This is a genomic window from Flavobacterium fructosi, assembly GCF_042787335.1.
Lineage (GTDB): Bacteria > Bacteroidota > Bacteroidia > Flavobacteriales > Flavobacteriaceae > Flavobacterium > Flavobacterium fructosi.
The window spans coordinates 439,649-460,958 of record NZ_JBHZQA010000002.1 but is presented as its reverse complement, the minus strand read 5'-3'; the positions used below and the strand labels follow the sequence as shown (position 1 = coordinate 460,958).

Annotated in this window: 18 protein-coding genes and 1 tRNA gene; 11 read left to right on the top strand and 8 right to left on the bottom strand. The window is 33.5% G+C overall.

Annotation, left to right across the window (positions count from 1 at the left end):
* Position 1 precedes the first annotated feature (1 nt).
* Both ACFX5D_RS04900 and ACFX5D_RS04895 read right to left on the bottom strand, forming a co-directional pair.
* Positions 2–1,693: a peptide MFS transporter gene (locus tag ACFX5D_RS04900; protein ID WP_379857128.1), complete on the bottom strand. Its 1,692-nt coding sequence runs from the start codon at positions 1,691–1,693 to the stop codon at positions 2–4.
* Positions 1,690–3,891 (bottom strand): S9 family peptidase, encoded by a 2,202-nt coding sequence (locus ACFX5D_RS04895; protein WP_379857127.1) that lies wholly within the window; start codon positions 3,889–3,891, stop codon positions 1,690–1,692. The genes ACFX5D_RS04900 and ACFX5D_RS04895 overlap by 4 nt, the downstream gene beginning before the upstream one ends.
* A gap of 178 nt (positions 3,892–4,069) precedes the next feature.
* Between ACFX5D_RS04895 and ACFX5D_RS04890 the strand changes: the two genes are divergently transcribed.
* Positions 4,070–5,386: a hydroxymethylglutaryl-CoA reductase, degradative gene (locus ACFX5D_RS04890; protein WP_379857126.1), complete on the top strand. Its 1,317-nt coding sequence runs from the start codon at positions 4,070–4,072 to the stop codon at positions 5,384–5,386.
* A 60-nt stretch (positions 5,387–5,446) separates the two neighbouring features.
* A complete protein-coding gene (locus tag ACFX5D_RS04885) occupies positions 5,447–6,364 on the top strand; it encodes a GYDIA family GHMP kinase (protein ID WP_379857125.1) in 918 nt (305 codons plus the stop codon).
* Between the two features lie 111 nt (positions 6,365–6,475).
* Here ACFX5D_RS04885 and ACFX5D_RS04880 read toward each other — a convergent pair whose 3' ends face one another.
* The 6 genes from ACFX5D_RS04880 to ACFX5D_RS04855 form a co-directional block, all read right to left on the bottom strand.
* A complete protein-coding gene (locus ACFX5D_RS04880; protein ID WP_379857124.1) occupies positions 6,476–8,572 on the bottom strand; it encodes a peptidylprolyl isomerase in 2,097 nt (698 codons plus the stop codon).
* A 109-nt stretch (positions 8,573–8,681) separates the two neighbouring features.
* Positions 8,682–9,941, bottom strand: a complete 1,260-nt coding sequence (locus tag ACFX5D_RS04875) for a hemolysin family protein (protein WP_379857123.1) — start codon at positions 9,939–9,941, stop codon at positions 8,682–8,684.
* A gap of 3 nt (positions 9,942–9,944) precedes the next feature.
* Positions 9,945–10,139, bottom strand: a complete 195-nt coding sequence (locus ACFX5D_RS04870) for a hypothetical protein (RefSeq protein WP_379851890.1) — start codon at positions 10,137–10,139, stop codon at positions 9,945–9,947.
* Positions 10,140–10,155: 16 nt separating this feature from the next.
* Positions 10,156–10,710, bottom strand: coding sequence for an LPS export ABC transporter periplasmic protein LptC (gene lptC, locus ACFX5D_RS04865; protein ID WP_379857122.1), 555 nt, complete (start codon positions 10,708–10,710; stop codon positions 10,156–10,158).
* Between the two features lie 46 nt (positions 10,711–10,756).
* The gene (locus tag ACFX5D_RS04860; protein WP_379857121.1) at positions 10,757–12,007 is read right to left on the bottom strand and encodes a hypothetical protein; all 1,251 of its coding nucleotides are present in this window, start codon (positions 12,005–12,007) and stop codon (positions 10,757–10,759) included.
* Positions 12,000–12,734: a type III pantothenate kinase gene (locus ACFX5D_RS04855; RefSeq protein ID WP_379857120.1), complete on the bottom strand. Its 735-nt coding sequence runs from the start codon at positions 12,732–12,734 to the stop codon at positions 12,000–12,002. The genes ACFX5D_RS04860 and ACFX5D_RS04855 overlap by 8 nt, the downstream gene beginning before the upstream one ends.
* 99 nt (positions 12,735–12,833) lie before the next feature.
* Here ACFX5D_RS04855 and ACFX5D_RS04850 point away from each other — a divergent pair.
* The 9 genes from ACFX5D_RS04850 to ACFX5D_RS04810 all read left to right on the top strand — a co-directional run bounded on the left by ACFX5D_RS04850 (position 12,834) and on the right by ACFX5D_RS04810 (position 21,308).
* A tRNA-Phe gene (locus tag ACFX5D_RS04850) sits at positions 12,834–12,906 on the top strand.
* Between the two features lie 411 nt (positions 12,907–13,317).
* The gene (locus tag ACFX5D_RS04845; protein ID WP_379857119.1) at positions 13,318–13,857 is read left to right on the top strand and encodes a hypothetical protein; all 540 of its coding nucleotides are present in this window, start codon (positions 13,318–13,320) and stop codon (positions 13,855–13,857) included.
* A gap of 488 nt (positions 13,858–14,345) precedes the next feature.
* Positions 14,346–14,765 (top strand): transposase-like zinc-binding domain-containing protein, encoded by a 420-nt coding sequence (locus ACFX5D_RS04840; RefSeq protein ID WP_379857118.1) that lies wholly within the window; start codon positions 14,346–14,348, stop codon positions 14,763–14,765.
* Between the two features lie 106 nt (positions 14,766–14,871).
* The gene (locus ACFX5D_RS04835) at positions 14,872–16,122 is read left to right on the top strand and encodes a DcaP family trimeric outer membrane transporter (protein ID WP_379857117.1); all 1,251 of its coding nucleotides are present in this window, start codon (positions 14,872–14,874) and stop codon (positions 16,120–16,122) included.
* A gap of 33 nt (positions 16,123–16,155) precedes the next feature.
* Entirely contained in the window at positions 16,156–17,691 is a 1,536-nt protein-coding gene (locus ACFX5D_RS04830) for an MFS transporter (protein WP_379857116.1), read from the top strand.
* Positions 17,692–17,702: 11 nt separating this feature from the next.
* Positions 17,703–17,927 (top strand): DUF6814 family protein, encoded by a 225-nt coding sequence (locus tag ACFX5D_RS04825; RefSeq protein ID WP_035668533.1) that lies wholly within the window; start codon positions 17,703–17,705, stop codon positions 17,925–17,927.
* A gap of 125 nt (positions 17,928–18,052) precedes the next feature.
* Positions 18,053–18,247, top strand: a complete 195-nt coding sequence (locus ACFX5D_RS04820; protein ID WP_379857115.1) for a hypothetical protein — start codon at positions 18,053–18,055, stop codon at positions 18,245–18,247.
* Positions 18,240–20,945 (top strand): ATP-binding protein, encoded by a 2,706-nt coding sequence (locus ACFX5D_RS04815; RefSeq protein ID WP_379857114.1) that lies wholly within the window; start codon positions 18,240–18,242, stop codon positions 20,943–20,945. The genes ACFX5D_RS04820 and ACFX5D_RS04815 overlap by 8 nt, the downstream gene beginning before the upstream one ends.
* A 3-nt stretch (positions 20,946–20,948) precedes the next feature.
* On the top strand, positions 20,949–21,308 hold the full coding sequence (locus ACFX5D_RS04810; protein ID WP_379857113.1) for a response regulator transcription factor: 360 nt from the start codon (positions 20,949–20,951) through the stop codon (positions 21,306–21,308).
* The last annotated feature ends 2 nt before the right edge of the window (positions 21,309–21,310 follow it).

The following is a 21,310-nucleotide window of genomic DNA, read 5'->3' as shown; positions in this document are numbered from 1 at the left end:
ATTATCGAACACCATGCATCATTTTTTTCAAAACTGGTGTCAATGCAAATAGTATTACAGCTGCAAGTCCTGTTAAAACAACAAAAACCATGAAAAATTCAAATAAATTATGAATTTCAAAACCTGCAAATACTGGATTATGATCGCTCAACTGATTGTCTGATAACAACTTTAATTGTTCTGTCGTTGGTGTTATTGTTTTATCTAAAACGGCTTGTAAATCAATTCCTAATTCTTTTGCTTTAATAAATTTATCTCCCGTTGCAGGAATAATTGAACCTAAAGTTCCTGCTAACGCGTATCCTGCTGCATTGGATAAAAAGAAAACCCCGAATAAAAGAGAAGAAAAACGTTTTGGAGATAATTTGCCTACCAATGACAATCCAATTGGCGACAAACATAATTCAGCAAAAGTCTGAATTAGGTACATTAAAATTAACCATTTGATACCTAAAAGTCCGCTGTTTCCTAAATCCTTCACATTGTAAGCCAAGATAAAATAACTCAAAGCGATTAACCCTAAACCGATAGCTTGTTTTACGGGCGAAATTGGTTCTTTTCCAGAAGCTCTCAATTTATCCCAAAGAATACTGAAAGGAAGTGCAAACGAGAATACGAAAAGACCGTTAAAAATTTGAACCATCGACGGTGGCATATTCCATCCAAAGAAATTTCTGTCGGTTTGGTTATCCGCGATAAAAGTCAATGAAGATCCCGCTTGTTCAAAAGCTGCCCAGAAGAAAATAATAAAAAAGGCAACGATATAAATTACGAAAATTCTGTCTCTTTCTATTTTAGTCAGCGAAGTATCTGATATAATTAATCCTGCCAAGGTCAAACCACTTGCATAGATAATTGGATAAATTACTGTTTTAATAAAATTTTCACCTCCCAATAAATATCTAAAAGCAAAAAACAAAGCAACAAATGCAATTACTGCCATTACTAAAGATTTTACAGAGAACACCGCTTTTTGCGCTTCTCCTTCTTCAAAATCTGATGCTTCATTTTTAGATGGCAATCCTCCTAAAGGTCTTCCTTCTGGTGTTATCACGTATTTATTTTTCAAGAAATAAAACACTAACGTCCCTATTAACATAGCAATAGAAGCAGCAAGAAATCCCCATTTAAAAGCATGAATATCTCTAATTCCGTTTGCGTCCTTAATATCCCCTATTAATGGGCAAATTAATTGTCCTAGAAAAGCCCCTAAATTTATACCCATGTAGAAAATGGTAAAAGCAGTGTCCAGTTTACTTTTTTCTTGTTTTGGATACAAACTTCCCACCATGCTTGAAATATTTGGTTTAAAAAAACCGTTCCCAAAAATGATAATCCCTAAAGCCGACCACATTAATGTAGTGGCAAGACTTAAGTTTGTACCAAAAATACTAGCACTGGTGAACAATAATAACTGTCCAATAGCCATCATTAAACCTCCAAGTAAAATACAATTTCTATTTCCAAAAAAACGATCGGCAACGAATCCTCCTAACATTGGTGTCAAATAACAAAGTCCTAAGAAACCTCCATAAATAATAGAAGCATCTGCCTCTTTCATCATTAATGAATTGATAAGGAACAGGGTTAAAATTGCCCGCATTCCATAGAAATTGAAGCGCTCCCACATTTCTGTTCCAAACAATACCCAAAGACCTTTTGGATGTGCTGTTTTTACCTGTGTTTCTATCATATTGTTTGTTTTGAAGTTATTGTTTTAGTTTGTAAATTTTCTTTAATGAAATTAGTCATTTTAGTGTACAATTGTATTCTGGTTTTACCACCATAAATTCCGTGGTTTTTGTCAGGATAAATCTGAGAATCAAATTGCTTGTTTGCTTGAATTAATGCTTCCATCATTTGCATCGAATTTTGAACATGCACATTATCGTCTCCTGAACCGTGTATCAATAAAAACTTTCCTTTAAGTTTTTCTACATGATTTATTGGAGAATTTTCATCATAACCACTAGCATTTTCTTGTGGTGTTTGCATGTATCTTTCTGTGTAAATACTGTCATAAAATCTCCAATTCGTTACCGGAGCAACCGCAATCGCCATTTTAAAAACATCATTCCCTTTCATTATACAATTAGAAGCCATAAATCCACCATAACTCCAACCCCAAATTCCAATATTTGCTTTGTCAACAAAGGCGTAATTTCCGATCACTTTGGCGGCATCAATTTGATCTTCTACTTCGAATTTACCTAACTGTTTTTGAGTACATTTTTTAAAATCAGCTCCTTTAAAACCAGTTCCGCGACCATCAACGCAAGCCACAATATAGCCTTGTTGTGCTAACATCATAAACCAATACTCATTAGAACTACCCCACTGATTTACTACTTGTTGTGATCCAGGTCCTGAATATTGAATCATAAATACGGGATATTTTTTGGTAGCATCAAAATCTTTTGGTTTCATGATCCAAGCATTTAACTCATTTCCTTTTTCTGTTTTCAAAACAAAAAACTCTTTTGAAGGCAAATTATACGCTTTCAATTTTGCTGCTAATGCTTCATTGTTTTCAATAACTTGCATTTGTTTACCCGCTTTAGCTTCATTCAACGTATAGATTGTGGGCTGTGTTGCTGTTGAAAAAGTATTGATATAATATTGATAGTTTGGACTAAAAACAGCAGCATTTGCCCCAACATTCTTGGTCAGCCTTACTTTGTTTTTTCCGTCAAGACCTATTCTGTAAACATCTCTGTTAATTGTACCATTCTCCACTGATTGATAAAATACAGTATTGGTTTTTTCATCAAAACCATAATAATTGGTCACTTCCCATTTTCCTGCGGTAACTTGTTTTTTTAGTTTCCCATTTTTATCATATAGATAAATATGATTAAAACCGTCTTTTTCACTAGTCCAAATAAAACTATTGTCTTTCAGGAACGTTAAATTATCCGTCACATCTACATACGCTTTATCTTTTTCATTCAAAACCACTTTTGCATCTCCTGAATTCCCATCAATAAACAAAACATCTAAATTATCTTGATGACGATTCAGTACCTGTGCTGACAAAACATTAGAATTGTTTGTCCATTTCATTCTTGCAATGTAAAAATCATTGTATTTGCCTAAATTAACCTTTTTGGTTGCATTAGCATTTACGTCATAAATGTGCAAAGAAACTTCTGAATTTTTTTCACCTGCTTTAGGGTATTTGAATGTTTCAACTGTTGGATACAAATCTTTGTGAAAGATTGACATAGAAAATTCCGGCACTTGACTTTCGTCAAAACGAATGTAAGCTAACTTTTTACTGTCTGTACTCCAATCGAATGCTTTTACGAATGCAAATTCTTCTTCATAAACCCAATCCGTAATCCCGTTTATAATGGCATTTTTCTTGCCATCAGTAGTGATTGGAGCCGATTGATTTACAGCTAAATCGTATACATATAAGTTATTCTCTTTAGCGTAAGCTATCTTTTTTCCATCAGGAGAGAAAGTTGGTTCCTGAACCTGAAAATCAAATAACTTCTTTAGTTGTTTAGTTGCTATGTTATATAAATAATAATCTGCTGTAAAAGAATGACGGAAAATTTGTTTGGTATTGCAAGCTAACAAAATCATTTTTTCTTCAGCGTCAAATGTATAACTATCAATCGCAGGCAATTCCTTATGATCTTTAGTGTCAATCAAAACTGCCACTTTTTTCAACGTAGCAAAATCATATAAATTAACCTGCATACTTTTAGAGGCCTGGTCAAAATTTAAAACTGAATATTGATTGCTATTTTTCATGGATTGCAATTCATCCATTCCTTCCGCACGAAAAGTGCCATTAAAAACTTCATCAATTGTGATTTTTTGCTGTCCAAAAACAGTAAAACACAAGAATAAAAGTAAGACTGTAATTCTATTTGAATTCATAAGATAGATTTAAAGATAAAAACCGTCAATTTTAGTGAAAAAATTACAATTAACGGCTATTTATTATGTTAAATGTAAAAAGCAATATTAAAAACAACAATTTAATGAATATAATTTGAGGTAAATAAAAGCGCTAAAACCGTATCTTTGCAACTAAACATCACATAATCTCTTGAGAATGAATAATGCAGTAACGGGATTTTCTAAATTATCCAAAGAAGAAAAAATAAACTGGATTGCCAACGAATACTTTTCTACTCCAACAGAAGCAATCGCATTGCTGAAAAACTATTGGAATTCCGACAAAAAAACACAACAACTGCACGATGAATTCATCGAAAACACAATCACCAACTTTTATATTCCATTAGGAATTGCGCCAAATTTCTTAATTAACGGCCAATACAGCACTATTCCTATGGCTATTGAAGAGAGTTCTGTAGTAGCTGCAGCTTCAAAAACGGCTAAATTTTGGTCCACTCGTGGCGGATTTAAAGCAACAGTTATCAATACCGAAAAAATTGGCCAAGTCCACTTTATTTATAACGGCGATGTCTCCAAACTCAACTTATTTTTTGCCCAAACCAAAGCTGTCTTTTTTACCGAAACGGAAAGCATTACCAAAAATATGCAAAAAAGAGGTGGTGGAATTCTCGATATTGTTCTAAACGACAAAACCGACTTGCTGCCAAATTATTTTCAACTTCATGCTACTTTTGAAACTAAAGACAGTATGGGAGCCAATTTTATCAATTCTTGTTTGGAGCAATTTGCTAAAACATTAAAAGAAGAAGCTACCACTTATGAATTATTTTCAGAAAAAGAAAAGGACATTCATGTTGTAATGAGTATTCTTTCTAATTACGTTCCTAACTGTCTTGTTCGTGCTGAAGTTTCCTGCCCAATTGAGGAATTAACAGAAAAACACATACAGCACCCAAAAGAATTTGCCGAGAAATTCGTTCAGGCCGTTCAAATCGCTGAAGTCGAACCCTACCGAGCCGTAACTCACAACAAAGGAATTATGAACGGAATCGATGCAGTGGTACTTGCTACCGGGAATGACTTCCGTGCTGTCGAAGCAGGAATTCACGCTTATGCCTCTCGAAACGGAAAATATTCCAGTTTGTCGCATGCAAAAATTGAGAATGGTATTTTTACTTTTTGGCTGGAAATTCCTTTAGCCTTGGGAACTATCGGCGGACTAACCACTTTACACCCTTTGGTGAAATTTTCTCTGGAAATGCTTAAGAAACCATCTGCAAAGGAATTAATGCAGATTGTGGCCGTTGCAGGTTTAGCTCAAAATTTTGCTGCTTTGCGTTCCTTGACCACAACAGGAATTCAGGAAGGGCACATGAAAATGCATTTAAACAATATCATCAATCAGTTTGAGGCCACTGACAAGGAACGTGTTTTGATACAAAAACATTTCAAACACAATGTAGTTTCTCATAATGCGGTTGTTGACTTTATTGAAAATCTAAGAAAGTAAAACTGATTTCCGACATACCTGTCAGCATTCAGAAACCTGACAGGGATTAAAACAAGAATAATGAAACAAACATTCTACAGTAACGGAAAACTTTTGATCACAGGTGAATATCTAGTTTTGGATGGCGCCAAAGCTTTTGCTTTACCCACAAAATTGGGACAAAATTTAATTGTAGAAAAAGGAAATAATAAAGAAATACAGTGGACAAGTTTCGACTCTGATGGTAGCATATGGTTTGAAGATACCATTTCATTCTATGATATTTCAAAAGAAAGAAATTTAGAAAATGAATCCGTTAAATCAACATTAATTGCTATTTTACACGAAGCTTTTGTATTAAATCCTGATTTTATAAATCTTTCAGAAGGATACACAATTACCACCGAACTTGGATTTCCTAAAAGCTGGGGTCTAGGCACCTCGTCTACTTTGATAAACAATATTGCCCAATGGTTGCACATTAATGCTTTTACGCTGCTTAATAACAGTTTTGGAGGAAGTGGCTACGATATTGCCTGTGCTCAAAACGACACTCCTATTTTATATCATTTAGAACAAGGAAAACCCATTATTGAAAAAATCGTTTTTAGTCCTTGGTTTACTAAAGACCTCTATTTTGTCTATCTGAACAAAAAGCAAAGCAGTAAAACCGCAATAGCAACTTATAACATTAATAAAAAACACAATTTGGTCAGAACAATTGCTTTAAACGACAAAATAACTTTTGACGCTTTGAAAGCAACTACCCTTAAAGCATTTGCTTTGGCGATAGAAAAGCACGAGGTTAATATGAGTACCCTTTTGGAAATGCAAACCGTAAAAGAATCTTTGTTTCCTGATTTTAATGGCACGATAAAAAGCCTTGGCGCTTGGGGAGGTGATTTTGTTATGGCAATTTCTGATGAAAATCCTAACGAATATTTTAGTTCAAAAGGCTACCATACAGTTATTCCTTATAACGAAATGATACTATTTTAATTTTGATCTTAAATTCTGTTCAAGCTTTCAAACAAAACTTTATTAAAAACAAAATCCCGATACACTAAAAATGTATCGGGATTTCTATTTGAATTAATTACTTGTAAGATATTAGTAATTGAATTGTTTTCTGTTGTCTTCAATTTTAGCACTGCTTTTCAATGCTGGAATAACTCTATTCACATCAGAGGCAGCCTGTGCTTTTAACTTAGCCACATATGGAGCATGATCTTTCAAAGAAGGCGCTTTTACTGTACTCGTGTTTTTCACAACATAAACTCCTGTATTTCCTTCAATAGGAGCAGATGTTTTGTTTGCAGCTAATTCAAATGCATTTCCTACAACTTTAGGCTCTAACCCTGCACCCACTAACATTGGATTTTCCATAGTTATATCAGATGCTTGTTGAATTTTTGCACCAGTAGCTTTTGCGATAGCTTCTAATGAAGAACCTGTCATTTTAGCTTTGATCAATTCCGCTTTTTTCTTATTTTTAAGAATTGGCTCTACATAAGGTCTCGCTAATGTAACTGTTACTAAACCAGATTTATCTACATTTTTAAGTTTTGCAATTACATGCCCTAAATTAGCTACTTCAAATCTTTTTACAGCACCTACTTTAGTATCGTCTTCAAATGCCCATCTAACTATAGATCTTTGGTTTCCTAAAGGTCCAAAAGTCTCGTCCATACCTTTTAAAGTTAGTGGAGCAGCTACCGTAAGCTTCATGTCTTTTGCAATTTTGCCAAAATCTTTATCCGTTGCGTCCATTTCAAATTTAGTCGCTTGAGTAAACACTTTATCAGAAGTTACTTCCGACGCTTCAATTTTTTGAGCAACAGTTGCTAAACGAATTCCGTCTTGTTTGTCCGTAATTTTGATAATATGAAAACCGAAAGGAGTTTCTACTAAACCAACTTTTCCAATTCCGTTATTGAAAACAAAATCATTGAAAGGTTTCACCATTTGATTTGGACCAAAATAACCTAAGTCACCACCTTGTTGTGCTGAAGAATCATCTGAATTAGTAAACGCTAACATCAAGAAACTATCCGGATTTGCATTCACTTGAGCTAAAATAGATTCTGCTTTAGCTTTCGCTTCCTCTTTTGTTCTTTTCTCTTTTTTGTTAGGAACCTGTGTTCCTTCATAGCTAATTAAAATATGGCTTGCTTTTGCATTTACACCTGCCTTCATTCCCATTGATTTAGAAATACAGTAGTATTTTCCAAACATATAAGGGCCGTAAACCTCACCTGATGCAAGATTGAATAATTTGTCTGCATCAACTGCCGGCAAATCTTTTTTAGCTATGTAAGTTGAATCGTAAGGAACATCTGAATTCGAATTTACAAACTCAATTGTGTTAGTCGCATTTCTAAATCCTGGTAAGGTATCATTTTTACCAGTTGCCTGATTATACACTACTCTTCCAGACAACAATCCATTTATTTTAGATTTAACCTCATCTTCATCTTCTTTCGAAGCTTTGTCTTCAATCAAAACATATTCTACTTCACGAGATTCGTCAGCTTTGAATTTCTTTTCGTTTTTCTTCATGAAATCTACAATTTCAGCATCAGTTACTTTTACATCACTGTCTTTAATCGTAGAATACAAACCAGCTACGTAAGCAAAATTTACTTTGTTGGCTTCCATTTCATATTTCATTTTTCCTTCGCTCTCCGTAGTATAAATACCCGCTTTAATCAGTGTATTATAAATTTGATATTTCGCATTCAATTCCGCATCTTTCTCTCTATCTTTCAAATATTGCGCTTGTGCAGGATTTGATTTAAAATACTCTTTGAATTTTGCAATATCAAACATCCCTGCTGCATTCAAGAACAATGGATTTTTACCAATATTTTCATCTGCTTTTAAAACTTCAAGTATGTGTTTTTCACCTACTCTTAATCCTAATTTATCAAATTCTGAAGACAATAAAGCTATAGAAACTTCCTGATCCCAAACTCTGTTTGCTGCGGCTGTTGAAGTAATCCCTTGACCACTTTTCTCAACATTGCTTACTTTGATTCTAAAATCCTCGAAGGCAATATCTTTTCCGTTGATACTTCCTACATCCTTTGTACTTTTACCAAAGCCTCCTTTACCGATAAGATCTTGTATTATAAATGCAAATAATGCAAGTGCAATAACTGCTATCAATAAAGCGGAACGTTGTCTAATTTTTGCTAAAACTGCCATTTCTATTGTTGTTAATTTTTATATTCAGTTTGCGAAAATACAATTATCTAATTAATAATTATACTAGTAGCGTTTTATTTTGAAAGAATTTTTAATTTTATAAAAAAAACTACTCTCGCACCGCCATTTTCACTAATTCTATTTTTTTATTTGTGGCCTCTTCTATGACAAAATGAAAGGTCCCAATGGTAATTACAGTCCCTTTTTGCGGAATTTCCTTGGTAAAATCAACAATAAAACCACCAAGTGTACCATAAGAATCTCTCTCCGGAATATTAAGTTTATAGGTTTGATTTAGATATTCGACATCAAAACGAGCCGAAAAAAGATAGGTATCATCCCCAAGCTCTTTTTCGATTAATTCTTCTTCTGAATCGTGTTCATCTTCTATTTCTCCAAAAAGCTCTTCGACAATATCTTCTATCGTAATAATTCCGGAAGTTCCGCCATATTCATCCAGCACAACGGCAACACTCTTTCGCTTTTTAGTCAGCAAATCCATGGCGTCTTTGATATAAATTGTTTCTGGCACAAACTCTACCAAAATTACAATTTCTTTAATACTCTTCGGTTTTTTGAATAAATCAAATGAATGTACGTAACCTACAATATCATCCAAAGAATTCTCATAAACTACAATTTTTGAATACCCAGTTTCAATGAACAATTTATTCAATTCATCCATCGAATCATATAAATCAATCGCAACGATTTCAGTTCTGGGACTCATCACGTCTCTAGCTTTCACCCCCGAAAATTCTAAAGCTTTTTGAAACATTTGTATTTCTGAATCTACTTCTTCATTATCCTCAACAGCACTCATTTGTTCTGTTATGTAATTCCCAAGCTCCACTTTGCTAAAATATACCTGTGCCTGATCGCCTTCGGTTTTAAAGAATTTTTTCAAAACAAAATCGGAAACCCAGATAAAAAAAGTAGAAATAAAATAGAATAAAACGTAAAAAACGTAAGCTGGAACAGCAAAAAATTTTATTAACGTATTGGCATAAATCTGAAAGAATACTTTAGGCAAAAACTCTGCAGTAATCAAAACTATTAGAGTGGAAAGAATAGTTTGGACTAACAAATCCAGTAGACTTGAAAAATGATAACCAAAGGATTCAACCCAACGCATCAATAACCCGCCCATAAAAAACCCATATATCACTAACGCAATATTGTTTCCAATCAGCATAGCTGCAATAAATTTAGAAGGCTTTTCGGTAAGTTTAGTAAGTATTCTAGAGAGAAAATTATCTTGCTTTTTTTCTATTTCAAGATAAATTTTATTGGAAGAAATAAAAGCAATCTCCATTCCTGAAAAAAAGGCACATAGTATTAAACACAATATTATGATACTAATTTCCATAATTTAGGATTTTTTACTTCTGTCTTCAAATTTTTTTCCAAATTTCATTCGGAAGAAAAACATAAATACCGCTACGGCCGCTATCCCAAAACTTAGCCAAGGTGTTGCAGCAGGATCATAAAACTTTGTAACGCCGTCATAGAGAAAGAAAACTGCAAAAACCAAATAGAAATAAGGCACGTATTTTAAGTAAGTCATAATTAGAATTTATAAGTTATTGGGCAGATTCAAACTCACCGGAGATTCTCTGTGAATTGATCACTTTGAAATCTTTACTGAAATCGATGCCTTGTCCGTTAGAAGAACCTTTAAGGTCTGTTAATTTGAATTTTTTCTCCGTAAAAAACCATTCGTTTTTTTGATCGTAATACAATTGTTCCGTTTCGAGCATCTGCCCGTTCTCTGATTTAATTTTTACTTTTCCCTGCAAATCAATAATATTTGTCAACTTGTAGGAAACCGCATAATTGGCAGTTATAAATGTTCTCTTTGCTTTATTATCATATAAAGTTACATCAATTCCTTTAGGAAATTCAGTAAAAGGAAACTCAACATTAGAAAAATCTAACATTTTAGGACTTACCAAAATTGATTTAATCAAACCTGAATCAGTGTATTTTAGATTTACATTATCGGCATCGCCACCAGGAACAAAATCTGAAAAATTAATTTTTTGTACTTCTTTAAAATTACTTTCGCAACCAAAAAACAGAGTCACAGCAAAAACTGTGACTACTGGAAAGATTGTATGTTTTTTTAGTAAAGTCATATGCTGTACTTGACAAAGCAATGTGATTAAATTTACTTATTTGGCTCTAGTTGAATTTTCTTTTCTCAAACCATTTGTCGTTTAAGGAAAAACCAACACTAAAATTAGCATAATTCTCCTGAATCAAATTTGCATTTGTTGTTCCTTTTTTACCCAATTCAAAACCTAAATTCACATTAGAAAAACTTCCTGTTATTGGCAATCCAAATCCAAGAGTTAATCCCATGTCATTTATAGACTCTGAATTAATCATCAAGCCTGTTTTCTCATATTTAAGTCCAGCTCTATAAACAATTCTTTTCGTGTAACTTGAAAACGAATTATAGTTCGGAATGTAATAACCTCCAAGACTTACACTTCCGAATCTTCCATACCCCACATTACTAGCTGTATTATAGGTATTCTCTTGACCATAGGTTTTCTGGTATGCTATTTTCCCACCTAAAAGCCATTTTTTTGATTCACCAATTCCCATACCAAATGATATTTTGCTTGGATACCTCACATCAGATTGTGTTTTTTGCTCCCCATAGCTATCCACAACAGACAAATCAAAAGTCGAGTTATAAACGACCGTGGATATATTTCTTGTGTTTTTAGAAGTCAAACTACCTTCTATCGTATAATTTAAACTACTGTATAAAGATAATTTTTTACTTAATTTAGCTTGGTACATTGTTCCAATATTAAAATTCACTCCTGACAACTCTGCGCTATTCAATTCACGAGTACCTAAAGGGACATTTGTAATAATTTCTAAACTATTAGTTTCAATTTTACCAAAATTATAATTTGCATCAGCACCAATACTGAAATTTGGTGTTATTTTGTACCCAATTCCTAGAAATACTTTATTTAGACCACCAGTCCCGCTTAACCGTTTGTTGGTTTCACCTACTTCTGAAGATAATTTTTGAATTCTATACCCTACAGAAGAATATGGAATTAATCCAAAACCTATACCAAACTTTCCTAAAGGCAAACCAACAGCTAGATAGTCTAAAGTGGTTCTGCGAGCATTAGCTGACTCCGTATTTGTTTTAAAAGTCTTAGTCCCATAAGTACCTCCCATGCTAAAAGTAGTAAGTTTTAAGCTCGAAAAACTGGCTGGATTTTCTAAATTAATGTGAATACTATCTTGTTCCACCGCAACTCCTGCCATAGAGCGATTTTCAAGCGTTCCTTTAAATCTTATGTCACCAATTCCGTAAAAAGAATAAGGAGATGAAGTTCCCTCTTGAGCGATGGATACAAGTGACAAAAGTAAGCATGCGCTTATTATAATTTTTTTAATCATTTTTGATTTTATATTGAAATGTTTGGTTCAAACTCTCCAAAAGAAAATTTGAATTGGCAAATATGGTATTTTTTAATCGTTTAGCCAAAAAATCTGTATCTCCTCCCGTTAAAATTATTATAAAATTTGAATACCGGGCTCGATATTCATCTATGAAACCATCAATCTCATAGACCAACCCATTAACTACTCCTGAATGAATTGATTCGGAAGTTGAATTTCCAATTAAATCTTTAGGACTTTCCAAGGTTAACAAGGGCAATTTTGCCGTGAAATTATGCAATGACTCATACCGCAATCGTAATCCCGGAGCAATTGCTCCACCATGATATCTATTAATATCATCAATAAAATCAAAAGTAACACAGGTCCCGGCATCAATAACCAACCTGTTTTGATCAGGAAACTGAAATGTCGCTCCGGCAGCGAGAACCATTCGGTCAATTCCCAATGTCAAAGGAGTTTCATAATCATTAGAAAACGGAAAAGGATCCTCGTGTGATATAAAATGAACATTTAGTTCCTTTTTAAACGTCAAAAAAGGCTCCTTTTTAACATCTCCAACAGATGCAACTACCAAATCAGTTATTTTTTGATGTGTTTTTAAAATATTTTCAATTTTTTTTCGAAAGTCTATTTTAGTAAAAAAAAAAGCATCAATTTGAGTATTACCCTCAAAAACAGCACCTTTAATTCTGGTATTCCCTATGTCAACCGTTAAAATCATAATTTATATTTTGATGTTGCGAAGGTACGAATTGATTTTTTTAAAAAAATGTTTTGGATATCCTAAAAATGATTCTATATTTGCACCCGCAATAAGCACGGTACCTTAGCTCAGATGGTAGAGCAATGGACTGAAAATCCATGTGTCCCTGGTTCGATCCCTGGAGGTACCACAAAACCCGAATAGAAATATTCGGGTTTTCTGTTTTTAATCCTTTCCTGTAATTTATCAAATCGTAAGCATCATCAATTACAAGAAGTTTCAATTCTTTGTTTATTTAACGCAATCTTATTTTGAAGCTTTATTTCCATCGTAAGTCGTCGCCCTAATCCTATTTAAAAAATGCGATAAAACTTAGTCTTTTTTAACAGTAAGGATAGATTTCATTAACTGTATTACCTACTTAAAAATCATAATTTTACTAAACTAAACAAATGTTATTAAATGTAAATTAGAACTATTCCGTACAACAATTTATTAAGAAATAAAATAAATTATCAAAACAGCAAGGGGAGGTAAATCAAAAGCCTTGTAATTTATTTTAGTATTAAAGATTAGTGATTTAATATTAATAAAGAAAGTTATGAAATCATTTATTATAATTTTGTTTTTTGCAGGGTTTGTGACCCTCTCTTATTCCCAAGATAAGAAAAGTAGTGATTCAGAAGAAGGAAGTCTTACATTAGAACAATTACCTGAAGTGGTAATTCGGAGTGCCGGAAAAGATTTCTCTGTTTATTTAACCGACAAAAATCCTGATGCAAGCGTCAGAGGACTACAGCAACAATTTATTAGCTATAATCTGGGCAAAGATTACGAAGGATTTGACAGCTATTTAGTGACCATGGAAACTAAAAACGGCTCTTTGGCAGCAACCTATAATGGGAATGGAAAGTTAACACGAGTTGTAGAAAATTATCAAAACGTGCGACTTCCCAGCAAAGTGATTTATTCTATTTACAAAGACTTCCCAGGCTGGCAAATTATCAACGACAAATTTCTATTTTCTCAGGAAAATGGTGATATAATCAAGAAACAATACCATCTAAAAATCAAAAAAAATAATGAAGTTCGTAAATTAGTAGTTCACGCAAACGGGGAAATTCTAAAAGGAGTTGATTAAAACTTGAAAGCGTATTAAAAAATTTAATATTAGTAGAATCTAAGGGTTTAGTCTGAAAAAAGCTAGACCCTTTTTATTTCCTGAATCATTGAATCATCTATTAAAGAAATCAACTGTCCGAAAACAGATTTAGTCGAAAAATACTTATTTTTACTCATCGTTATTTGAATTTTGCAATTCTAAATTACGATTCTTTTTAAGAAGCCATTAATTTGGCTTCTTTTTTATCGGACAACAATGTTTCTGAATAGTAAAAAGTCGCTATCAAAAAGCATTAGTTTAAGACTTTATAAATGTAACAAAGTTCCTAATTGTAAGTTTTCGTTTTTACAAGCCAAAAAAATAAATTTCAAAAAACACTTCAACTTCAGAGATATTAACCAATTTTACCAATATAAATGCGGGTTCCGTAAATATTTTTATTTTTTATTATGAATTGCTAAAAATAATAATTGCTAAATTAGTATATTTATGCAAAATTTATATACATGGAACTTTTAACCTGCCCGAAATGTCAAAATAATCACATAGTAAAAAGTGGCATAGTCAACAACAAACAAAGGTACTTATGTAAAAATTGTAAGTATTTTTTTACTGTAAACAAAATTGGGAAAAAGATAGACGATTATTACGTTACCAAAGCATTACAACTCTACTTGGAAGGACTAAGTTATCGCGAAATAGAGCGTATTATAGGCGTTTCACATGTCACGGTAAGTAATTGGGTGAAGACATTTAATATCAAAAAACCCTCTCATGCTAATTACCATCCTACTTACAAGATTTTTAACCATTTAGAGCTGGTAGAATATATAAAAAACAAAGGATTGCTTTCAGGAGCCGGCATGATAATAACGGAACTTGGCGATAAATTTATGCTTATAAAATGGGAGCGTTTTAAAGATTAACTATATCACTTTACACATATATATAACTTAATTTTTTTTTAAACCAAAAAATTAGAATTTGGCAGTGTTGAAACTAACCATTTCCCCTAACCAAATCTTATTTATTATGAAAAAATATTGCCTTATCCTTTTGATTGGAATTTCTTCCCTTAAAGGATATTCTCAGACTGCCCCTGCCGCGCCAGCTGAAAAAGATTGGAGTATAAACCTGTATGGATTTGTAAAAACGGATTATATCTTCGATTCTAGAAAATCCGCAACTGTTCGCGAGGACAATTTAAATTTATATCCTTTGGATGTTGCATTAGACGTCAACGGCAAAGATGCAAATGCAGTATCACAATCCAACTTTTTATCGATAACGTCTCGATTTGGGATTAAAGTCAAGGGCCCTGATGTTTGGGGCGCAAAAATGAGTGGAAATATTGAAGGTGACTTTTTCGGAAATACAGATGGAACTATTGGAACTTTGAGATTACGACATGCCTACGTAAATATGGATTGGTCTAAAACATCCTTAACCATGGGACAAACCTGGTATCCAACTTTCATCCCCGAAGTTTTTCCTGGTGTTGCAAACTTTAATACTGGGATTATGTTTAATCCTTTCGGATGGGCTACCCAAGTGAAATTAAAACAAGCTTTAACAAAAAAAGTTACTGTAATCGCTACCGCATATAAAGAAAGAGAATTTTTTGCTCTTGGCACCACAGGAACTCAAAATTCAGCCTCAATCAATTCAGCTTTACCTTCTTTGAATGGCCAAATTCAGTACAAAGGAAAAAACTGGTTTTTAGGCGCAGGAATGGAGTACAAGTCAATGCAACCTTTGACAGTTAGCGCAACTAATATTGTAACTACCGAAAAAGTAAATAGCTCTTCCGTATTTGGCTATGCTAAATATTCAAATGACAAAATTATTATCAAAGCTTATGGAATTTCAGGTGGCAACTTAAACAATCTGGTGATGCTAGGTGGTTTTACAGGATCTACAACTTCTGGAATTCAGTCTTACGATCCAACAAAAACAACTTCTTTTTGGATTGACATCGCAAGCAACGCAAAAGCGATTGCTCCTGGTTTTTTCTTTGGAACTACCAAAAATAACGGAGCCAATACTGCCGCTGGAAGTACTGCCCAAGTATATGGCAGAGCTATTACGGGACCGAGAATAGTAGACAATGTTTGGAGAGCTTCGGGAAGAATTGATTTCAAAAGTAACAAATTCAGAGTTACACCAGAATTAGAATACACCACAGCAACATGGGGTGATACTGATTTATACGCAAAAGCATCCACTAACAAAAAAGACGTTGCTAACCTAAGAGCTATGGTTTCCTGTGTCTATGTCTTTTAAAATAATTAACCAAACCACTATAATATCAATTTTATGAAAGAAAAATCAACAAAAGGAATCTGGAAAGTTATTTCCGCATCCTCCATGGGAACAATGATTGAATGGTATGACTTCTACATTTTTGGAAGTTTAGCCGTTGTAATTTCAACTAAATTTTTCCCGGCAGATAATCCAACCGCAGCCTTCCTGGCAACCCTAGCCACTTTTGCAGTTGGTTTTGTAGTTCGTCCCTTTGGAGCACTTTTCTTCGGGAGATTAGGAGATTTAATTGGACGAAAGTATACCTTCATGGTTACCTTGCTACTAATGGGTGGCGCTACCTTCCTGATCGGTTGTATTCCCAGTTATGAAACCATTGGCTTTATGGCGCCTTTATTAGTATTAATATTGCGAATGCTTCAAGGTCTAGCACTTGGTGGCGAATATGGTGGAGCCGCAACTTATGTGGCAGAACATGCACCAGTCGGGCAAAGAGGATATTGGACTTCCTGGATTCAAACTACGGCAACGGTTGGTTTGTTTATTTCCTTAATGGTTATTTTAGCCACTAGAAATGTTCTTACTCCTGAACAATTTGACGAATGGGGATGGAGAGTTCCATTCTGGGTTTCTATCATTATGGTTGGAGTTTCCTATTTAATTAGAAAAAACATGGATGAATCTCCGGTTTTTGCCAAAGCGAAATCAGAAGGAAAAACAAGTACTAATCCGTTAAAAGAAAGTTTCGGAAATCGTTACAATTTAAAATTTGTTTTATTGGCTTTATTTGGAGCTACCATGGGACAAGGGGTTGTCTGGTACACCGGTCAATTTTACGCCATGAGTTTCTTAAAAACAGTTATGTCTATTGACTCTTCTCAAGTGGATACTTTATTGGGAATTGCATTAATATTAGGAACGCCCTTTTTCATTGTATTTGGTTGGTTAAGTGACAAAGTGGGTAGAAAATACATAATGATGGGAGGAATGTTATTGGCCATTTTATTATACAGACCCATTTACAAACAAATGTATGAAACAACATCTGTAAAAAATAAAACTGAAATTGTTACGAATACAAAAGTAGTTTCTGAACTGAAAGAGAACAAGAAACTAACTATGGATTCCATTTATACCACTAGCAAAGAGTATACTGACGGGACTAAATTTCTTGAAGTAAAAACGGTATCTTTAGAGAAGGGAGCAGCGAAGATCGTTGATGGGAAACCGAAAATTGAAACCAAAACAACGATCAATATTAATTGGAACGACAAGTGGACTTTAATCTTTTTGATATTTATACAAGTGCTATTTGTTACTATGGTCTACGGCCCTATTGCAGCATTCTTGGTAGAAATGTTCCCAGTGAAAATTAGATATACTTCTATGTCATTGCCCTATCACGTAGGAAACGGAATTTTTGGAGGATTGCTTCCTGCTATCTCCACCTATTTTGTTATAAATGCAAAAGAAGCAGGAAATCCAGAATTTTATCTCGAAGGACTTTGGTATCCAATTGTTATTGCTGCAGTCAGCTTTGTAGTTGGAATGATTTACATTAAAAATAAAGATAAAAACGCTCACATATAAAAAACACAGCTATGAATCAGATAAAAAGAGTTTTAGGATTAGTTTGGATCGCCTTAGCAATTGCGGCAGCTTATTTTTGCATCTTTACCTTTGGATTGCCAAAATTCATGTCCGGTAAACAAGAGGATTTAGTATTTGGAATTATCATCTTATTTATATTAACGCCATTAATAGTTTTAGGGCTGGGTACCTTTGGTTATTTTTCCTTAATGGGCGATTACGATGAAAAAAAATAATTATTAAATAAATTTCTAATATGCAGTCTCTACATTAATCGGTAGAGATTGCTTATTTTTATTACATATAGTCGCATTTAAAAATGTCGACACCATTTTTCGCTGAAAAATAATATTATCTTCAAATGAAAAAAAGACACGAACAAAAGTTAGTTATACTTTCCATGCTAATGCTATCAGCGTTGAACATACCTCTTTTGCTTTTATTTGACAGTTCTAAACCACTTTTTGGTTTCCCAATCGTGTACATCTATATTTTTTCGGCATGGTTATTTTCAATTGCCATCACCTACCTAATCATAAAAAGATATTATGAGTAGCATAGGACTTTTACTGATTTTAGCACTTTATGTGTCCATTCTTTTTTACATCGCCTATTGGGCTGAAAAAAGAAGCCATTCTAAATGGACGAATAATCCTTACATCTATTCTTTTTCCTTAGCGGTTTATTGCACCGCATGGACCTATTATGGAAGCATTGGTGTTGCTGCAGAATCTGGTTTAAGTTACTTACCAATTTACTTAGGCCCAATAATAATTATCCCCTCCTGGATGGTTATCCTCAAGAGAATTATCCAAATTTCGAGAGTAAATAAAATCTCCAGTATTGCCGATTTTATTTCTTTAAGATACGGAAACAGTAGATTTCTTGGCGCATTAGTAACTATAATTTGTGTTTTTGGAATTGTACCCTACATTTCTTTACAGTTAAAATCGATTTCAGATACATTTCATATTGTCACAAAAACGCAGTCAAGTGATAATATTTTTACGGACACTACTACTTATGTTTGTCTGGCACTGGCTTTATTTGCCTCTTATTACGGAACAAAATACGTTGATGCTTCCGAAAAAAGACGCGGAATCGTTACGGCAGTCGCAATAGAATCAATCTTAAAACTAGTTTTCTTTTTAATCATCGGAATTTATGTAACCTATTTTGTTTACGATGGTTTTGGAGATATTTACACCAAAGCTGCAGTTCTTGAAAATTTCGAAAAGAAGAATTCGATAGGCGACCTAACAAGCGGAATAAATTGGTTTTTCCTTTGTTTATTGTCCATGTTTGCGATTTTTCTGTTGCCAAGACAATTTCATACCGCAATTGTTGAAAACAATAAAGAAACCCATATTCGAACAGCCATGTGGCTTTTTCCGTTGTATTTATTGCTGTTCAATATTTTTGTTTTTCCAATTGCTTGGGGAGGAAATATTCTTTTTCACGGAAAAGGATTCAATTCAGACACCTTTTCATTGTTGATTCCTCAATTTTTCAACAATAATTTCTTGACCGTTTTAGTATTTCTTGGTGGATTCTCCGCTGCCATCTCCATGATTATTGTTTCATCGATTGCATTAGCAACCATGTTAAGTAATAATTTGTTGATTCCTTACGGTTTCATTGGTTCACTCAAAAATTCTTCTCAAGAAAAAAATAGTAAACGAATTCTGATTAGCCGAAAAATAGGCATTTTTTCGTTAATTATTTTGGCGTATGCCATCTACCGAATTTTCATTTTAGATTACTCGTTGGTTTCCATTGGCTTGGTTTCATTTGTTGTTATTGGACAACTAGCACCTTCTTTTTTTGGGGCATTATTCTGGAGAAGAGGTTCAAAAAAAGGAGCTATAACAGGAATTATAATGGGCTTTTTGATTTGCTTTTATACCTTATTAATTCCCTACGCCATTGGCATCACAAAATCTTCCAGCCTATTTATTCAGGAAGGGCCTTGGGGAATTGCACTGTTAAAACCGTTTCAACTTTTTGGATTGGATTACTTAGAACCTATTCCTCATGCTGTTTTTTGGAGTTTATTTTTTAACCTTATCTGTTATGCCGCAATTTCTGTAAGTTTCAAAGGAAATTACAGAGAACGTAATTATGCGGAAATGTTTGTGGATATTGACAAGTACATCACCAATCATGAAGATGCATTTGTTTGGAAAGGAACCGCTTATATTTCTGATATTCAAAAAGTTTTACAGCGATTTCTTGGAGAAGAAAGAACAAAAAGAGCCATGACCATTTTCAATTTAAAATACAATATTGATAAAAACATCACCACAGCCGATGCCCGGTTTATAAAGTTTGCGGAGAATTTATTGACGGGACATATTGGTACGGCTTCCGCCAAAATATTAATATCGAGTGTAGTAAAAGAAGATAAAATCAGCTTGACTGAAGTGTTGCGAATTCTAGAAGAATCTAAGGAGAACATTATTATCAACAAGAAACTGACAGATACTTCCAACGAATTAAAAAAAATATCCATTCAACTGAAAAATGCCAATCAGGAATTGGTCAACAAAGACATTCAGAAAGACGAATTTTTGGACACGGTTACCCATGAGTTACGAACGCCAATAACTGCAATTCGTGCAGCAAGTGAAATTCTTCATGACGACGATGACATCCCAGAGGAATTGAGAAAACAATTCTTGCTAAACATTATTTCTGAATCAGACAGATTGAATCGTTTGATAGACAAAATTCTGGATTTAGAAAAATTCGAAACAGGGAAGCAAAAAATTTATCTTTCTAAAAATAACATTTCTAAAACCGTCGAAAAAACCCTGCTTTCACTAAATCAATTAATTAAAAATAAAAAAATAAGTATTGAATTCGGTGAGTCTTCTAAAGAAATAAAAGCATTTTATGATGAAGAACGAATCATTCAGGTCGTTTACAATTTGTTATCAAATGCTATTAAGTTCAGTTCAGAAACAAATGGAAAAATCAGTGTCAAAATAGCAGAAAAAAAAGAAGTTGTGGAAGTGCGCATCCATAATAATGGTAAAGGAATTAAGGAAGAAGATTTTGAAGCCATATTTGATAAATTTTATCAATCCCGAAATCAAAATGTAAAAAAACCCATAGGAAGCGGTTTAGGATTGGCCATTTGCAAACAGATTATAGAACATCATAAAGGAAAAATTTGGGCGGATAACACGGAGATAAACGGCGCGACATTTATTTTCACTTTACCCAATTATAATACTACTGAAAATTATTAAAAAATGAAAAAAATTTTAATTGTAGATGACGAACCGAATATTGTTATGACACTTGAATACACATTCAAAAAGAACAATTTTGAAGTTTTTATTGCACGCGACGGACAAGAAGCTTTAGAAATTTTGAGGAACCAATTTCCTGATGTAATTATTCTGGATGTAATGATGCCAATGGTTGACGGCTACGCAACATTGGAACAAATCAAAAAAGACGAACGACTAAAACATTGTAAGGTTATTTTCCTAACGGCAAAAAACAAAGAAAAAGATATTGAAAAAGGACTTTCTCTAGGTGCAAATTTATATATGCTTAAGCCCTTTTCGGTCAAAAAATTGGTAGAACAGGTGCAAGGGCTGATTTAAAA

What these genes read in the sequence shown, in the direction of transcription:
- ACFX5D_RS04900 (WP_379857128.1), bottom strand. Translation starts at nt 1,693, where the DNA reads ATGATAGAAACACAGGTAAAAACAGCACATCCAAAAGGTCTTTGGGTA.
- ACFX5D_RS04895 (WP_379857127.1), bottom strand. Translation starts at nt 3,891, where the DNA reads ATGAATTCAAATAGAATTACAGTCTTACTTTTATTCTTGTGTTTTACT.
- ACFX5D_RS04890 (WP_379857126.1), top strand. Translation starts at nt 4,070, where the DNA reads ATGAATAATGCAGTAACGGGATTTTCTAAATTATCCAAAGAAGAAAAA.
- ACFX5D_RS04885 (WP_379857125.1), top strand. Translation starts at nt 5,447, where the DNA reads ATGAAACAAACATTCTACAGTAACGGAAAACTTTTGATCACAGGTGAA.
- ACFX5D_RS04880 (WP_379857124.1), bottom strand. Translation starts at nt 8,572, where the DNA reads ATGGCAGTTTTAGCAAAAATTAGACAACGTTCCGCTTTATTGATAGCA.
- ACFX5D_RS04875 (WP_379857123.1), bottom strand. Translation starts at nt 9,941, where the DNA reads ATGGAAATTAGTATCATAATATTGTGTTTAATACTATGTGCCTTTTTT.
- ACFX5D_RS04870 (WP_379851890.1), bottom strand. Translation starts at nt 10,139, where the DNA reads ATGACTTACTTAAAATACGTGCCTTATTTCTATTTGGTTTTTGCAGTT.
- lptC (WP_379857122.1), bottom strand. Translation starts at nt 10,710, where the DNA reads ATGACTTTACTAAAAAAACATACAATCTTTCCAGTAGTCACAGTTTTT.
- ACFX5D_RS04860 (WP_379857121.1), bottom strand. Translation starts at nt 12,007, where the DNA reads ATGATTAAAAAAATTATAATAAGCGCATGCTTACTTTTGTCACTTGTA.
- ACFX5D_RS04855 (WP_379857120.1), bottom strand. Translation starts at nt 12,734, where the DNA reads ATGATTTTAACGGTTGACATAGGGAATACCAGAATTAAAGGTGCTGTT.
- ACFX5D_RS04845 (WP_379857119.1), top strand. Translation starts at nt 13,318, where the DNA reads ATGAAATCATTTATTATAATTTTGTTTTTTGCAGGGTTTGTGACCCTC.
- ACFX5D_RS04840 (WP_379857118.1), top strand. Translation starts at nt 14,346, where the DNA reads ATGGAACTTTTAACCTGCCCGAAATGTCAAAATAATCACATAGTAAAA.
- ACFX5D_RS04835 (WP_379857117.1), top strand. Translation starts at nt 14,872, where the DNA reads ATGAAAAAATATTGCCTTATCCTTTTGATTGGAATTTCTTCCCTTAAA.
- ACFX5D_RS04830 (WP_379857116.1), top strand. Translation starts at nt 16,156, where the DNA reads ATGAAAGAAAAATCAACAAAAGGAATCTGGAAAGTTATTTCCGCATCC.
- ACFX5D_RS04825 (WP_035668533.1), top strand. Translation starts at nt 17,703, where the DNA reads ATGAATCAGATAAAAAGAGTTTTAGGATTAGTTTGGATCGCCTTAGCA.
- ACFX5D_RS04820 (WP_379857115.1), top strand. Translation starts at nt 18,053, where the DNA reads ATGAAAAAAAGACACGAACAAAAGTTAGTTATACTTTCCATGCTAATG.
- ACFX5D_RS04815 (WP_379857114.1), top strand. Translation starts at nt 18,240, where the DNA reads ATGAGTAGCATAGGACTTTTACTGATTTTAGCACTTTATGTGTCCATT.
- ACFX5D_RS04810 (WP_379857113.1), top strand. Translation starts at nt 20,949, where the DNA reads ATGAAAAAAATTTTAATTGTAGATGACGAACCGAATATTGTTATGACA.